The organism is Pantoea sp. SGAir0184 (assembly GCF_043544755.1).
This window is the reverse complement of record NZ_CP028050.1, coordinates 1,189,566-1,204,042: the sequence shown is the minus strand read 5'-3', so window position 1 is coordinate 1,204,042 and position 14,477 is coordinate 1,189,566. Positions and strand designations below refer to the sequence as shown.

12 protein-coding genes are annotated in these 14,477 nt (G+C 56.6%); 4 read left to right on the top strand and 8 right to left on the bottom strand.

Translation table 11 applies throughout. The annotated features are described in order from the left end of the window. Window positions 1-5: 5 nt before the first annotated feature. The gene (locus C1N60_RS05450) at window positions 6-185 is read left to right on the top strand and encodes a hypothetical protein (RefSeq protein ID WP_010617609.1); all 180 of its coding nucleotides are present in this window, start codon (window positions 6-8) and stop codon (window positions 183-185) included. A 54-nt stretch (window positions 186-239) separates the two neighbouring features. Here the strand turns inward: C1N60_RS05450 and C1N60_RS05445 are convergent, their stop codons facing one another. The 4 genes from C1N60_RS05445 to C1N60_RS05430 all read right to left on the bottom strand — a co-directional run bounded on the left by C1N60_RS05445 (window position 240) and on the right by C1N60_RS05430 (window position 4,472). After that, window positions 240-1,016: a DUF3750 domain-containing protein gene (locus C1N60_RS05445; RefSeq protein ID WP_021506578.1), complete on the bottom strand. Its 777-nt coding sequence runs from the start codon at window positions 1,014-1,016 to the stop codon at window positions 240-242. A 123-nt stretch (window positions 1,017-1,139) separates the two neighbouring features. Next, window positions 1,140-1,904, bottom strand: a complete 765-nt coding sequence (locus tag C1N60_RS05440) for an SDR family oxidoreductase (RefSeq protein WP_021506577.1) — start codon at window positions 1,902-1,904, stop codon at window positions 1,140-1,142. Window positions 1,905-1,914: 10 nt separating this feature from the next. Next, window positions 1,915-3,102: an arabinose transporter gene (locus C1N60_RS05435; RefSeq protein ID WP_072208956.1), complete on the bottom strand. Its 1,188-nt coding sequence runs from the start codon at window positions 3,100-3,102 to the stop codon at window positions 1,915-1,917. Between the two features lie 53 nt (window positions 3,103-3,155). Then, window positions 3,156-4,472, bottom strand: coding sequence for an amidohydrolase family protein (locus C1N60_RS05430; RefSeq protein ID WP_394521483.1), 1,317 nt, complete (start codon window positions 4,470-4,472; stop codon window positions 3,156-3,158). 140 nt (window positions 4,473-4,612) lie between these two features. Between C1N60_RS05430 and C1N60_RS05425 the strand changes: the two genes are divergently transcribed. Continuing rightward, complete coding sequence (locus C1N60_RS05425; RefSeq protein ID WP_394521482.1) at window positions 4,613-5,521, top strand: LysR family transcriptional regulator; 909 nt, start codon at window positions 4,613-4,615, stop codon at window positions 5,519-5,521. Window positions 5,522-5,527: 6 nt separating this feature from the next. Here the strand turns inward: C1N60_RS05425 and C1N60_RS05420 are convergent, their stop codons facing one another. From C1N60_RS05420 to C1N60_RS05410, 3 genes are all read right to left on the bottom strand, one after another. After that, window positions 5,528-5,896, bottom strand: a complete 369-nt coding sequence (locus tag C1N60_RS05420; RefSeq protein ID WP_394521481.1) for a hypothetical protein — start codon at window positions 5,894-5,896, stop codon at window positions 5,528-5,530. A 125-nt stretch (window positions 5,897-6,021) separates the two neighbouring features. Next, window positions 6,022-6,942, bottom strand: coding sequence for an NADP-dependent oxidoreductase (locus C1N60_RS05415; protein ID WP_394521480.1), 921 nt, complete (start codon window positions 6,940-6,942; stop codon window positions 6,022-6,024). A 20-nt stretch (window positions 6,943-6,962) separates the two neighbouring features. After that, window positions 6,963-7,412: an ester cyclase gene (locus C1N60_RS05410; protein ID WP_394521479.1), complete on the bottom strand. Its 450-nt coding sequence runs from the start codon at window positions 7,410-7,412 to the stop codon at window positions 6,963-6,965. Window positions 7,413-7,507: 95 nt separating this feature from the next. On the opposite strand from C1N60_RS05410, the gene C1N60_RS05405 reads away from it, so the two are divergent. Both C1N60_RS05405 and C1N60_RS05400 read left to right on the top strand, forming a co-directional pair. Next, window positions 7,508-8,419 (top strand): LysR family transcriptional regulator, encoded by a 912-nt coding sequence (locus C1N60_RS05405; RefSeq protein ID WP_275028234.1) that lies wholly within the window; start codon window positions 7,508-7,510, stop codon window positions 8,417-8,419. A gap of 603 nt (window positions 8,420-9,022) precedes the next feature. Next, complete coding sequence (locus tag C1N60_RS05400; RefSeq protein ID WP_394521478.1) at window positions 9,023-12,658, top strand: SIR2 family protein; 3,636 nt, start codon at window positions 9,023-9,025, stop codon at window positions 12,656-12,658. A 213-nt stretch (window positions 12,659-12,871) separates the two neighbouring features. On the opposite strand, the gene guaA is transcribed toward C1N60_RS05400, so the two are convergent. Continuing rightward, window positions 12,872-14,452, bottom strand: a complete 1,581-nt coding sequence (gene guaA / locus C1N60_RS05395) for a glutamine-hydrolyzing GMP synthase (protein ID WP_021506569.1) — start codon at window positions 14,450-14,452, stop codon at window positions 12,872-12,874. Window positions 14,453-14,477: the final 25 nt, after the last annotated feature.

The following is a 14,477-nucleotide window of genomic DNA, read 5'->3' as shown; positions in this document are numbered from 1 at the left end:
CAGTGATGTTTAACGTGGATGATTTTGTGCAGGCGAAAACCGGTGGGCCAAAAATGCAGGTGCTGCGCGTTGCGGGCGACACGCTGTGGTGCGCCCGCGTTGACGATCCGATCAAAAAAGAGATCGAGGTGAAGGCCGACAGCGTCAATCTCTATCATGAAGACGGGGATTTCGGCGTCTGTTAACGGCTGCGAGCCCGCGCCACCCGCGAACCGATGCTGTCGCGGCGCGGCGCTGTCTCAGGGCTTATCCTTCTGTAAATTATCCTGCCCCACCCCGCCGATAAACGGCAGCCGCAGACGCAGCGGGGTGAAATCCAGCCCCAGATTAAGTCCCAGCAGATTCACCTCCACGCCCTCTTCCGCACCCAGCGTCACGCCCAGCACGCCGAGCAGCGACAGCTGCACGCCGCGCCCGGATGGCGGCAGGCCAAGCGGATGCAGCAGCGAACGGAAATCCTTACCGATAGCATTGGCGGGCAAATCGAGCTTCAGCGCCGGCACTTCACGGCCAATGTGAGCGAGGAAGGTGTTGCTGTTGGGGCCCGGCCACGCATGATAGGTATTGGGCCACGGATAGGATTGAATCGCCGCTTCAATCTGCGGGATCATCGCCTGCGCAGCCGCACCGCGATGTGACACCAGCAAACGCGGACGCGCACCGTACCAGTAGCCGTCCGGCAGATTGCTGTTGCGCCGCACTTTATCGCCGCTGCCCCAGCTGATCACCTCATAACGGTTGTAGCGGGTTTCTCCGGCGCGCTTAAAGATAATCCACGGATGCACGGCCACCGCACCTTTCCAGCCGTAGGTCGGCGCAGCATACACCTGCACAATTGCCTCACTGGCGAAGCGCTGCGGATCCGGTGCCAGCCCGGCCGAATCACGCCGCGCCGTCGCCCAGCCGCCGCGTTCGGTGGTGAACTCACCGCTGCGCGTCGCCTGCGCCAGGCTGGCCGCCAGCGACAGTAACACCACACAGAGAAAAGAGAGTAAAACAGCTTTAACAGGCAACATGCATGGGCATCCCGGTGGTGAAAAAACGCTCCCGCCATGATGCGCCGAAACGGTAGCGTCTGTATTCACCAACTATGCGGTGGACAAAAAATGCGTTGCGGTGCCCGGTCAGCTGATTTTTCCTTAGTCAGGCAGGGCGATACCGCTGATATCGGCGCATATCGCCAGCAACTGCTGCTGCAGCCGTGGATTGCGCGCCTGCGGATTAGCCGCCAGCGCCTGACGGTGATAAAAGTACTCTCCGCTGACCCGCGCCTCATCGGCGGTGGCTAACCACACCTGGGTACGATGCGCCTGATCAAGATCGTCGGGTGCCCCGGCACCGCCCATTTTGGTCGGCACCCAGCCTGGCTCCAGCGCGTTGCTGTATACCTGCGGCCAGCGCCGGGCGATGGCAAACGCCAGTATGGCATCATGCAGTTTACTCTCAGCATAAGCCTGCGAAGCGTGCCAGCGCCGCCGCTGCCACAAAATATCATCCAGGTTAGCTTCGGCATGATGATGCATGCCGGAGCTGAGGTAAATCAGCCGCTGCGGCCGTTCAATCAGCGCCGTAAGAATATAGGGTGCCAGCGTGTTGATGGCGAACAGATGCGGCAGGCCATCTGCGGTTAACTGATAAGGCTCGCGATAGCCAACCGCCACGTTGTGGATCACCGCATCAAATCTGCCGAGCGCATTAACCTGCTGCGCCACACTGCGGGCGCCGGCGATGGTTATCACGTCGCCGCTCACCACGGCTTCAGCCTGCGGTAGCGCCTCCTGCGCGGCGCGGGCACGCGCGGCGTTGCGTCCGTGCAGCACCACCTGATGGCCCTGCTCAACCAGCAGTTCAGCCGCCATCAGCCCGAGGCCGGTGGATGAACCGGAAATAAAAATACGTGACATGGAAAACTCCTTAAGCGTGAAGTGAAGCGGCGCGCGATGTCAGCGCCAGCAGCGCACCGAGCAGCGCACAGGCCGCACCAAACAGATAGACGGCGGCATAGCTGAAGTGGCTGGCGATGGCACCGGCAATCGGTCCGGAAATACCATAAGCGATGTCGAGAAAAGCAACGAAGGCGCCCATGGCGCTGCCGCGACTGGCCGGCGGCACGCGCTTCAGCGCTTCCACGCCGAGGGCGGGAAAGATCAGCGCACAGCCAAGACCGGTAATCAGCGCGCCGGTGAGCGCCAGGGTTTCGTCAGGCGCAAACCACAGCAGCATCTGCCCCAGCGCCTCCACCAGCAGTGAATAAGCCGCCACGCGGTAGCCACCAATGCGATCCGGCAGATGTCCCAGCACCAGGCGCACGGCGATAAAACCAACGCCAAACGCGGTCATCACCCAGCCGGCCAGCTGCCAGTGACGCGCGGCGAAGTAGAGCGAGGCGAAGGCCGTCAGGCCGGCCAGTCCGACGCCCTGCAGCATCAGGCCACAGCCTTCCCGCCAGATGCGGCCAATCACCCGATAGAACGGCAAACGTGTTCCCCCGACCACGCGATAACCGCTGGCAGCCGTGGCGATGAGCGCCGCCAGCAGCGGAGCCGCGATGCAGGCCAGCATCGCCGCCGCTAAGCCGACATGCTGATACAGCATCATGCCGGCAGGGGCACCGAGCGACAGCGCGGCAAACATGGCGATACCGGTCCAGGACATCGACAGACCGGCACGCTGTGGCCCGACCGAGGCGATTGACCAGGCCACGCAGCCGGTGACGAACTGGCTTTCGCCCATACCCGCCGCCAGCCGTCCGGCAATCACCAGCGCCAGACTGACCGCCGGTGAAAAGCCCGGCAGTGCGGCCAGCCAGTAGAGCACGCCAGCCAGCGCGCACACCGCCGCGCCCTGCAGCGCCGAGCGCTTACCGCCAACGCGATCGGTCAGTTGACCGGCGTAACCGCGCGTCAGCACGGTGGCGACAAACTGTATCCCGATCACCAGCCCGACCCACAGGTTGCTGAAACCGAGATGCTGATGGATAAACAGCGGGATTACCGGCAGCGGCAAGCCGACCGCCAGATAACCGCAAAACAGCGCGGCAATCACGCCGGTCGCCGGTCGCGACAAATGCGCAGCTTCAGCCTGCGCGCTTAATGCAGACATAACAGCCTCCATAGATGAACAGACAGCGCGGCAGGCCGCCGCGCTGCGGAAAATCAGGCAAACAAAGGATGGTGATAGCCGCTGGCATTCAGCAGATAGTCGCGCGAAGCGGTGATTTCCGCGTTCAGCTGTGCCACATCGACGTTGAGCAACTGACCATGACGTTTACGCAGTTCACCCGCTACCATCACGGTATCAACATCGGCGCGTTGCACCGCCTGCACCACCGTTGCCGTCACGCTGGTCAGCGGGAAAACGCCAATACCATCGGTGCGCAGCATAATGACGTCGGCCTGTTTACCTGGCGTCAGCGTGCCCGTTTGCTGCTCCAGCCCGGCCGCACGCGCGCCGTTAATCGTTGCCGACCGCAGTACGGCTTCCACGCTAATCGGTGCCGGTACGTCGCTTTCGCCCCGGAAGCGGCGATAGCGCATCGCTGAGCGCTGCTGGTTAAACAGCGCCTGCATTTCACCGAACAGATCGCTGCCGAAGGCGGTATCGAGATCGATACCAAGCGCCGGCGTCATTCCGCGATCGACCGCCTGCTGCCAGGCAAAGCTGTCGTCGTCGAAACCAAACAGCGCATCCGAACGCGGATTCACGGTAATGTTGACGCCCGCGTCCGCCAGCTGCTGCCAGGTGTGCGCCGGTACGCGCGTACAGTGGTTGAAAATGTTGTGCGGACCCAGCAAGCCGGGTTCGGCAAACTCCGCCGGCAGCTGCGCCAGGTCACCAATAAACTCGGTGAGAATGCGCATATCCAGCTCGCGCGCCACGCGCCACCACGCCAGGTTGAGCTGGCCAAACAGGCCAACCTGTACGCGACTGTCGGCGTGGTTCCAGCGGCTGGCGAGACGGGCCAGATCGCCCGGCAGATGATCGCTGGAAGCCTGCTTATCCATTGCTGCGCCAACCATGTGCAGTGCACGAATCCCGCTCTCCTGCAGCGCGTCAAGCGCCGCATCGGTATGCGCCGGACTGCGTGAACTGTGGCAGGCATCAATCACCGTGGTGATGCCGGCATCCAGGCAAGCCAGCGCCGTCAGCCGGGTGCTGAGGTACATATCCAGCGGACGGTAATGCGCGCCGAGCGTTTCTGCCACCACATCGATATAGACAAACAGGTCGTCAACGTTGGGCATCAGGCGGCGCATCGCACCCAGCCACATATGGTGATGCGCATCCACCAGGCCTGGCATCACGATATGGCCGCGGGCATCAATCACCTGCGCATCGTCGGCGGAAAGGTTTTCCCCCACGGCGGCGATACGATCGTCCTCAATCAGCACATCGCCACAGACGAGGTCGGGCACGCTGGCGTCCAGCGTCAGGATAGTGCCGCCTTTAAAAAGGGTGCGCCGTACAGTCATAACATTCTCCTCAAAAGGGATCAGGAATCCGGCGTTCAGTGCCGGTCGCGTTTCGGGGCACACAATAAGTTGCAGCGCATTTTTGATAAAGGTAGGCTCAGGCAAATGATCTTTGCTAAAAATCAAAGATGGAGAACAGGATGAGTTTTGATGGCCGACTATTATCCGGCATGAGCGTGCTGGCAGCCGTGGTTGAAGCCGGCAGCTTCAGCCGCGCCGGTGAGGTGCTGGGGTTATCCGCCTCGGGCGTCAGCCGGGCGATTTCACGACTGGAACAGCGTCTTGGCGTGCGCCTGCTGGATCGCACCACCCGCACCCTGCATCTCACCAGCGAAGGTGCCAGCCTGTATGAGCGGGCAGCGCCGCATCTGGAAGGGATTGAAGAAGCAGCAAACTACGTCTCCGGTGCCGCCGTGACGGTGCGCGGTACGCTGCGCGTGAGCCTGAATCCGCTGTTTTCCCGCTATGTGCTGGCGGCAAAGCTGCCGCTGTTGCGTGCCCGTTATCCGCATCTGGAACTGACGATTTTGCAGCAGCCCGATGTAGGCGATCTGGTGGCAGAAGGTATTGATGTTGCGGTGCGTTTCGGGCCGCAGCCGCCGTCCACCATGACCTCACGCTTGCTGTTACAAACGCGCGTCCTGACGGTGGCCGCTCCGGACTATCTGGCACGCTGTGGCCGCCCGACGCAGCCGCAGCAGCTGACTGAGCACAATTGTCTGCAATACATCGATCCGCGCAGCAATAAGCCCTTTAGCTGGGAGTTTCATCGCGGCACGCAGCGGCTGACGGTCGCCACCCACGGCCATCTGACCACCACCGATCCGGATTTAATGGTACAGGCGTGCGTCGGCGGTGCCGGCGTGGCCCAGGTGCTGGTGCTGAGCGTGCAACATCTGATCGCCAGCGGTGAACTGGTCGAACTTTTCCCCGACTGGCCTGACGAAACCTATCCGCTGTTTATCACCCGGCCTTCGCGCCGTCTGGCCCCGGCGGCGGTGGAGGCATTTCTCGGGTTTTGCCTGGAGATTTGTGCGGAACAGCACTGACGCAAATTACCGATTACCTTCAGCGCGTGTTTGCCGGTAATAGCCCACCAGCTGAACGATGAAGGTGAGCGTCGCGAGTAAAAACAGTATCCCACCCATGGGAATGGTGCCGAGCAGGAACCAGCCCATGACGCCTAATTCATACAGCAACTGGCCGCGATCTTCTCCCAGGATGTAACAGGGATGCACGTTGCCTTCGTCCAGCTGGCAGCCTGCCAGACTGGCGACATATCCGGCGCCCATCGCGCAGATCAGCGGCAGAAACGCGAGAAAAGCCGTACCGCACAGCATCGCAAGATAGAGAATGATGATGGATGTCAGCGAGCGTTTGCCAGGTGGTGCGCGCTTGCCCGCGGCTCTGAAATTAAACAGCACGTTTCCTCCTGAAGCCTCTGCCGTTAACGCCAGATTATTAACACATCCTTATCCCCTGCGACAGACCGGTAAACAAACGCCCGCGGGGTAGCGGGCGCGTTTTTACTGCGACATGACGCCAGGCGTTAAGGATTGGCGCGGATAATCACTTTGCCGCGCGCATGGCCGGTCGCCACCTTCTCCAGTGCGGAGCGTGCATCATCCAGCGAAAAGATAGCGTCGGTGATGACCTGTAACTGCCCGGCCTGGAACAGGCTGCTCGCCCGGGCAAGATACGGCGTCGCGCTGGCGAAGAAGACAAACTCGCCGTGCTGGCCGCCGACGGGCGTGATGCCGAACTCCACCAGCGTGGCAATGCGCCCGCCGGCGCGCAGCACGGACCAGGAGCGGCTCAGCGTTTCGCCGCCGACGCTATCAATCACCAGGTCGATATCGCGCGTGGCCGTGAAGTCCTCAGTACGATAATCAATCACCTCATCGGCGCCCAGACTGGTCACCAGCGCGTGGTTTTTCGCCGACGCCGTGGCGATGACATAAGCGCCCGCCTGATGCGCCAGCTGGACGGCCATGCTGCCGACGCCACCCGCTGCGGCGTGAATCAGCACGCGCTCGCCGCGCTGCAGCTGGCCCACATCGAACAATGCCTGCTGCGCGGAGCCAAACGCGGTAGGCAGCGCTGCGGCCTGTTCAGCGCTCATCGCTGCCGGGACAAGGCATACGTCATCGGCGGCGATCACCAGGCTTTGTGCAAAAGCCCCGCCTGCGCCCGGTGGCGTGCGTCCGAATACGCGATCGCCCGCGTTTAAATGGCCCACGTGATCGCCAACCGCTGTAATCACGCCGCAGAAATCCATGCCCGGCACGTAAGGCAGGTCCACCGGGAAAACCTGCTGCATGTGCCCTGAGATGATTTTCACATCCAGCGGATTAACGCTCGCCGCTTCAACCTGCACCGTCACCTCATCCGGCCTGGCGGCGCGAAGTTGACGTTCGCCAATCGTCAGCACATCGGCGGTGCCAAACGTATCAATCAATGCTGCTTTCATTATCAACTCTCCGGTCTGATTCAGGCTTGTGGCGGAAACTGGCCAAGCTGGAGGAACAGGCCAAACCAATCCTCCATGTGCCAGGTGGTGATCAGACGGCCGTCCTCCAGCGCATGGAACTCATGCAGACGGAAGCTGACTTTCGTGCCAGTCGGCGCGATACCGAAAATTTCGCCGAGATGGGTGCCGCTGATTTCTGCCCGCGCTGCGATGCGGCCCGGTTCCTGAATCATGTCATGCACCACGATCTGCACGTCCGGAAAAGCCTGCGCCAGCATGCGAATGATCGGCTTGATGCCTTCCGGTCCGGCAACTTGCCCTGGCGCCAGCGGAATGTCTTCCCATGACGGTGCCAGCACGCTATCGACCAGATCGGGGTTGTTGTCGCTGAAGGCCTGATAGAGCGTCTCTACCGCCTGTCGTTCAATTTTGAGCCGTTGTACGTATTCTGATTCTGCTGCTGGATTCATCGTTATTCACTTTCAGGTGGGGGTTGGTTGTGGAATTTTGCGCAGCGCCCTACAATTCGTCCAACAAATATTCAATATGAGTGATTATTTGCCGTATGGATTTTCATGGCATCGATCTTAATCTGTTAGTGGCTTTTGACGCGCTGATGAACGAGCGCAACGTCACGCGGGCGGCGACCCAGGTGGGCGTCAGCCAGCCGGCGATGAGTGCGGCTTTGTCACGGTTACGCACCCTGTTCGGTGACCCGCTGTTCATGCGCAGCGCGGAGGGTTTACTGCCGACCGCGCGTGCGCGCGATCTGTCCGGCCCCATCGCCGGGGCGTTGCGCCAGCTCGAAGCGACGCTGGTGGCAAAGCCCGCGTTTGCAGCGGAAAAAGCGCAAATAAACTTCAAACTGGGCGTGTCGGAGTATCCGGCTTTCGTGTTGCTACCTTCGTTAATGCAGGCGCTACAGGACGCCGCCCCCGGCGTGTCATTGAATGTGCAGGCGTTTACTAACCGCGATCACGCGGTCGATTTGTTAGATGCCGGCGCGATTGATGTCGCCATCGGCGTCATGCCTACCCACAGCGATAGCCGCATCATCTCCCGGCCGGTATTGCGCGACGAATTCGTCACCATCGTCGCCAGCAACCATCCGGCGGCCAGACGCGGCATGGACATGGAGAGCTACCTGGCGCTGCCGCATATTCTGGTCTCGCCGGAAGGTGAACTGTACGGCCTGGTTGATCAGGTACTGGCGCAGCAGGGTAAAAAGCGCCGGCTGGGGCTGACGGTCCAGCAGATGTTTACGGTGCCGTCTATCGTGGCGCAAACCCACATGACCGCGACCGTGATGAAGCGCGTGGCGCTGCATGCGCAGGCCAGTCGCCAGCTGGTACTGTTCCCTCCACCGCTGTCGTTGCCTGAAATGGTGTTCAACCTGATCTGGCATCGGCGCAGCGACGCGCATCCCGCCCAGCAGTGGTTCAGGGAATTTATTGAACAACAGGCGGCGCGGCTGTAGGCGCTGTGTGTGGGTTCTGCGCGGATAGGGCGACGCGAAAGATGGCAGAATAAAAAAGCTCGCAGTTACGCGGGCTTTGAGGCTTCAGGTGCTGGCGGTTAGCTGAGTGGGAAATACTTCCACTTCAGTATTAATGGTAAGCTCTAATCACTGACAATCAATTTATTAACAAGTACTCACTATGTCATGCTAAAAAAAACACCATGTGAGCCATTGGCCTAAGTCAGATAATGTTCTCAGTTTAAAAACTTTTTAATTATTTTATCGGGTGTGATCAGAACTACAACTTATAAACAGGCAATGTTGTAAATTTAGACAATAAAGAATTCAATCAAAAATCTAACAATTATGTCTTAGGTTTTATAGTTTGAAAATAACGCAAAGTATGGAGGAAGGGATTTGCGATTTTTACCCAACGGACCATCAATCCCTGATGATCTACTTCTTGCCAGAGATCAGGGCAGAGTAATTTTCTTTTGCGGGGCGGGCGTATCCCGAGCGCGAGCTCAATTACCAGATTTCTTTGGCTTAGCAAGTCAAGTAGTTGCCAGGCTTGGTGTCGACCAAAATAGTCCTGCTTATAGACTAATCCAAGAAGCTAGAGTGATTGACCACCGTGTTGGCATACCCGGCGTCATATCTGCTGACCGTGTTTTCGGGCTTCTAGAAAGAGACTTCGCCTCACGCGATATCGAGGAGGCGGTTGCATCTGCATTAAAACCACCTGCGAATTGCGATCTGACTGCTCACAGGATTTTGCTAGACTTGGCGACGACGCCAGAAGGCACTGTTCAATTAGTCACGACAAACTTCGATAGACTGTTTGATGACTGCGGGCGCAATCTTCGTGTATGGCAACCACCGAGATTACCGAACCCTTCACTTCCAAATGAGATCAACGGAATAGTTTATCTCCATGGCCGCTCAACGCCGACTTATACAGCTGCTGAAAATGATGGCTTTGTTCTCTCAAGTTCAGAATTTGGTCGTGCATATCTATCCGACGGGTGGGCAACAGCCTTCATTCGTGAAATCCTTGGAAAGTATATTGTTGTATTTGTTGGGTATACGGCTGACGATCCTCCAGTTCAATACCTTCTTGAAGCTTTGCGTAAAACCTCAGGGAACCGCGAAAACGCTTATGCTTTCCAATCTGGCGACCATGACGATGCCATCGCACGATGGCGGCACAAAGGTGTTGAAGCCATCCCATACAGTCCAGATGATGCACATGCTGCCTTATGGCAATCTCTTGATGCCTGGGCAGAGCGAGCTCGTAATCCTGATGCCTGGTTAACAAAGGTGATTGAAACATCCAAAAAAGGACCGACAGCGCTTCAGCCTCATGAACGGGGTCAGGTAACACATGTTATTTCAACCTACGAAGGAGTAAAAAGGTTCTGCGAGGGAGAGGTTCTTCCCCCTGCTGAATGGCTTTGTGTGTTCGATAAATACCGACGATTCGCAAGGCCGGTTAATTCAATCTCACTTAGTAGCAAAGAAGCCTATGTTGATCCATTCGATCAATATGGCCTTGATTCAGACCCCCTTCCGACTAAACCAGATCCTGAAAATAATTACGCCAAGCGAGAAACACCATCCAATGCGTGGGATGCTTTCGAACTTAATCATCTTGATAAAGCAGCGATCCGCGATGAAAATCTTACTGCGTTTCGCGGTCATTGGGCTAATCATTTACCACGTATTGTTCCGCGCATAGATAAATTGGGCGTATGGCTCGCAAAAGTTTGCGACCAACCTGCTGCTGTATGGTGGGCATCCCATCAGTCGTCACTTAATAATAACATTCAACGGCTTATATCTTGGGAGCTAGAGCGAAGCAATCACCCCATACCGCAGAACATTCGTAACTCCTGGAGGTTGCTTTTTGAAACCTGGAGCCACGTCGAAGACTTTTATCAAGAGTGGCATAAGCTGCAAGATGTTATCAAGGTTGAGGGATGGAGTAGCGCTATAGTTAGGCGCTTTGGAGAGGTGCTTCGGCCCCACCTTTCTGCAAGGCCTTCTTCCCGGAATACACCGAAATCGCCCGAAGCAGAGACCGTTCAGGCAGACGACGATAACTTGCTGTGGATGGACGTTAAATATCCTGAAAAGCACGAAACAATCACTGTTCCTGATGAATGGTGTTCAGCAATTGTTAAAGCCCTACGACAGAATCTCGAACTGGCTCTTTCGCTAGAACAAGAAATTGGCGGCTTCGGCCTTAGAAATATAAGCCCATTAGTGAAAGATAATTTTGAAGGTGCCGACGACTATCATCGAAAGCATGGGCTTTCAGCATTCGTAATCCAGTTTGCGGAACTGTTCACACAACTAGTTCAAACTAATAAATCAGCAGCTAAACGAGAATTTATATCATGGCCTACGGAAGATGACACAATATTTGCTCGGCTACGAATATGGGCATCAGGAAAAAAAAGTGTTGTTCCAGATAATGAATTTGGACTATTCATATCGTCTTTAAGCAATACCGCCTTCTGGGATAGTTACCATCAACGAGACCTATTACTGGTTATCGCAGAGCGATGGAAGAAACTCAGTAGGGCATCGCGTAAGTTAATCGAACAAAAGCTGTTGGTAGGTCCAAAGCGATGGCAGCACGAGAAAGTTGCAGCTTTCGATAGCAGACGAGCCTGGTCGATTCTGGATCGCATTCAGTGGCTTCAAGACTCACAATGCAAACTTTCAGCTAGCACCCGTAAACAAGCGAAACTGCTTCGTGCTGCTGTGCCCGACTGGAAAGAGGACTATGGCGGGAGGGCTGCTGAATCGTTGGAAAGTCGGACTGGATGGGTCAGGACTAATACTAGCCATGAGGAGCTAGCAGAAATCCCCCTTTCACTAGTACTGCTGCGAGCGAAAGAACGTAGTGGTCGATCAGACGATTTTCTCGTCGAGAACGATCCTTTTTCCGGGCTGGCCGCTCACCGCCCTGCGCGCGCTTTTGCTGCTTTGACCTATGCTGCTAAACGAGGGAATTTTCCAGATTGGGCATGGCAACGGTTCCTTACTTCAGAGGCACGAAAGAATGACAAGGCAAAATTAGCTTGTTTGATTGCCGAACGACTATCTCGCTATCCAAATGTGCAGCTTGCAACGATTCTCCGCCCCGCGACCGATTGGCTGCAAAATGCCAGTACGAAGCTAAGCAGAGATTACCTTCCTATTTTCAACCGCATTTTGAATAAGCTGGTTGGCGTCCTTCGTGAATCGCCGGACGAAGGTCGTTCGGGAATTATTCGAGGTTCAAAGGCACCAGACTGGGCTATGGAGGCAATTAATTCTCCTACAGGTAAGATTGCGCAGGTGCTTTTTAACGATCCTCGTACGGATAATCTCAATCAAAATCAAAGTCTTCCTTACGAATGGGTTGTTCACGCTGAGGCACTGTTGGCACTTCCAGATGACTTGCGCAGACATGCGATTGTGATCTTTTTCCACAACCTCACCTGGTTTTTTGCTGTCGACCCGAAATGGACAGAACATTACTTATTGCCTGCGCTTCAGGGTAGCGACAGGAGCGATCGCGACGCAGCATGGTCAGGCTTCTTGTGGAAGGCGAGAACTCCAAATCGAGAGCTCTATATGCGGTTGAAGAATGACATGCTGCAGTTCGCTGTTGACCCTCTCCCATCGCGACGTTCATATAGTGAAATCATCGCAGGTATGATCCTTGCCGGGTGGGGAACTGTTGACGGCATCACCGGCGAGCGTTGTATCTCCAATGATGAGATGCGCAGCTTACTTTTGATAGTCGATGACGAGTTTCGGTCACGAATACTATGGCAGGCTCAACGATGGTCTGACGAGATAAACGAAAACTCAAACGAACGATGGAGAGGACAGTTTCCCGAACTGCTGCAGATTTGGCCGCGCCAACTTTCAGCCAGAACACCCAACACGTCGGCTCGCCTTTGCGAATTGGCTTTCTCTAGCGGCGATGAATTTCCTACCATAGCTGCATTGGTTTTGCCGTTCTTGGGTAGAATTGAGCATGACCATTTGATGCTACCAGAGCTTCGTCGATCAGGAGGCAACATAGTAAACCGGTACCCGGAACAGGCGCTGGCTTTACTTTATGCCGTTCTACCAGACAACGCGCTAACATGGCCATATGGAACAGAAGAGATATTGAAACAAATTGGAGAGGCAAGCAGCGCACTAAATAACGACGATAGGCTGGTTTCTCTGAAGCGACGATGGGACGCGAGATGATGCATGATGTTCGAACATGATTCGAGAATTTAATCTTGTCTCATCAGGAGTTGCTTATGCGCTTTCCTGATACCATGCCAGCGTTATGTAACTAGTCATGGCCCTAAAGATTTTCATGGCATGCCTTACACATGCCATGAAAACCACAATTGATGATATACGAATTATAGATATCGTCTCTAACCTGATAAAATCAACAAGTTAAAAGCAGCTCTATTCCCACTCAATCGTCGCAGGCGGTTTACCTGAAATGTCATAAACCACGCGTGAAATGCCGTTCACTTCGTTGATGATGCGGTTGGAGACGCGGCCGAGGAAGTCGTACGGCAGGTGCGCCCAGTGGGCCGTCATGAAGTCGATAGTTTCGACAGCGCGCAGGGAAACTACCCAGTCGTATTTACGGCCATCGCCCATCACGCCGACGGAGCGCACCGGCAGGAACACGGTAAAGGCCTGGCTGACTTTGTTGTACAGATCGGCTTTGCGCAGCTCTTCGATAAAGATGGCATCGGCACGACGCAGCAGGTCGCAGTACTCTTTCTTCACTTCACCCAGTACGCGCACGCCCAGACCCGGGCCCGGGAAGGGATGGCGGTACAGCATGTCGTAAGGCAGGCCGAGTTCCAGACCGATTTTACGCACTTCATCTTTGAACAGCTCTTTCAGCGGCTCAACCAGGCCCATCTTCATCTCTTTCGGCAGACCGCCCACGTTGTGGTGCGATTTGATCACGTGCGCTTTACCGGTAGCTGAAGCCGCCGACTCAATCACGTCCGGATAGATGGTGCCCTGCGCCAGCCATTTCACGTCGGTCAGCTTCAGTGCTTCTTCGTCGAACACTTCCACGAACACGCGGCCGATGATCTTACGTTTGGCTTCCGGGTCGTTCTCGCCCGCCAGCGCGTCGAGGAAGCGCCCTTCTGCCGCAACGTGCACGATGTTCAGACCAAAGTGGTCGCCGAACATGTCCATCACCTGCTCAGCTTCATTCAGACGCAGCAGTCCGTTATCAACGAACACACAGGTCAGGCGCTCGCCAATCGCGCGGTGCAGCAGCATCGCGGTCACGGACGAGTCCACGCCGCCGGACAGGCCGAGAATCACGCGGTCTTCACCTACCTGCTCACGGATGCGCTCTACCGCATCTTCGATGATTTTGGCTGGCGTCCACAGCGCTTCACAGCCGCAGATGTCGCGCACAAAACGCTCCAGCATGCGCAGGCCCTGACGGGTGTGCGTCACTTCCGGGTGGAACTGCACGCCGTAGAAACGCTTCTCTTCGTTGGCCATGATGGCAAACGGGCAGCTTTCGGTGCTGGCAACCGTCACGAAGTCTGCCGGGATCGCCGTGACTTTGTCACCGTGGCTCATCCACACGTCGAGCAGCGGTTTGCCCGCCGCGCTGATGGCATCTTCGATATCACGCACCAGCGCGCTCGGGGTTGTCACTTCAACCTGCGCGTAACCAAATTCACGCTCGTTCGAGCCTTCAACCTTACCGCCCAGCTGCATCGCCATGGTCTGCATGCCGTAGCACACGCCCAGCACCGGCACACCGGCGTTGAACACATATTCCGGCGCGCGCGGGCTGTTGTGCTCGGTGGTGCTTTCCGGGCCACCGGACAGGATGATGCCGTTCGGGTTGAACTGGCGGATTTGCTCTTCGGTGACATCCCACGCCCAGAGTTCGCAGTAGACGCCCAGCTCACGCACGCGGCGCGCGACCAGCTGCGTATACTGAGAACCAAAATCGAGGATCAAAATACGATGTTTATGAATATTTTCAGTCGTCATTGAGGCGTTTCCATTGGGATGGACT

Excerpts from the sequence above, each read along its gene's own strand:
- C1N60_RS05450 (WP_010617609.1), top strand. The coding sequence starts at position 6 with ATGTTTAACGTGGATGATTTTGTGCAGGCGAAAACCGGTGGGCCAAAA.
- C1N60_RS05445 (WP_021506578.1), bottom strand. The coding sequence starts at position 1,016 with ATGTTGCCTGTTAAAGCTGTTTTACTCTCTTTTCTCTGTGTGGTGTTA.
- C1N60_RS05440 (WP_021506577.1), bottom strand. The coding sequence starts at position 1,904 with ATGTCACGTATTTTTATTTCCGGTTCATCCACCGGCCTCGGGCTGATG.
- C1N60_RS05435 (WP_072208956.1), bottom strand. The coding sequence starts at position 3,102 with ATGTCTGCATTAAGCGCGCAGGCTGAAGCTGCGCATTTGTCGCGACCG.
- C1N60_RS05430 (WP_394521483.1), bottom strand. The coding sequence starts at position 4,472 with ATGACTGTACGGCGCACCCTTTTTAAAGGCGGCACTATCCTGACGCTG.
- C1N60_RS05425 (WP_394521482.1), top strand. The coding sequence starts at position 4,613 with ATGAGTTTTGATGGCCGACTATTATCCGGCATGAGCGTGCTGGCAGCC.
- C1N60_RS05415 (WP_394521480.1), bottom strand. The coding sequence starts at position 6,942 with ATGAAAGCAGCATTGATTGATACGTTTGGCACCGCCGATGTGCTGACG.
- C1N60_RS05410 (WP_394521479.1), bottom strand. The coding sequence starts at position 7,412 with ATGAATCCAGCAGCAGAATCAGAATACGTACAACGGCTCAAAATTGAA.
- C1N60_RS05405 (WP_275028234.1), top strand. The coding sequence starts at position 7,508 with ATGGATTTTCATGGCATCGATCTTAATCTGTTAGTGGCTTTTGACGCG.
- guaA (WP_021506569.1), bottom strand. The coding sequence starts at position 14,452 with ATGACGACTGAAAATATTCATAAACATCGTATTTTGATCCTCGATTTT.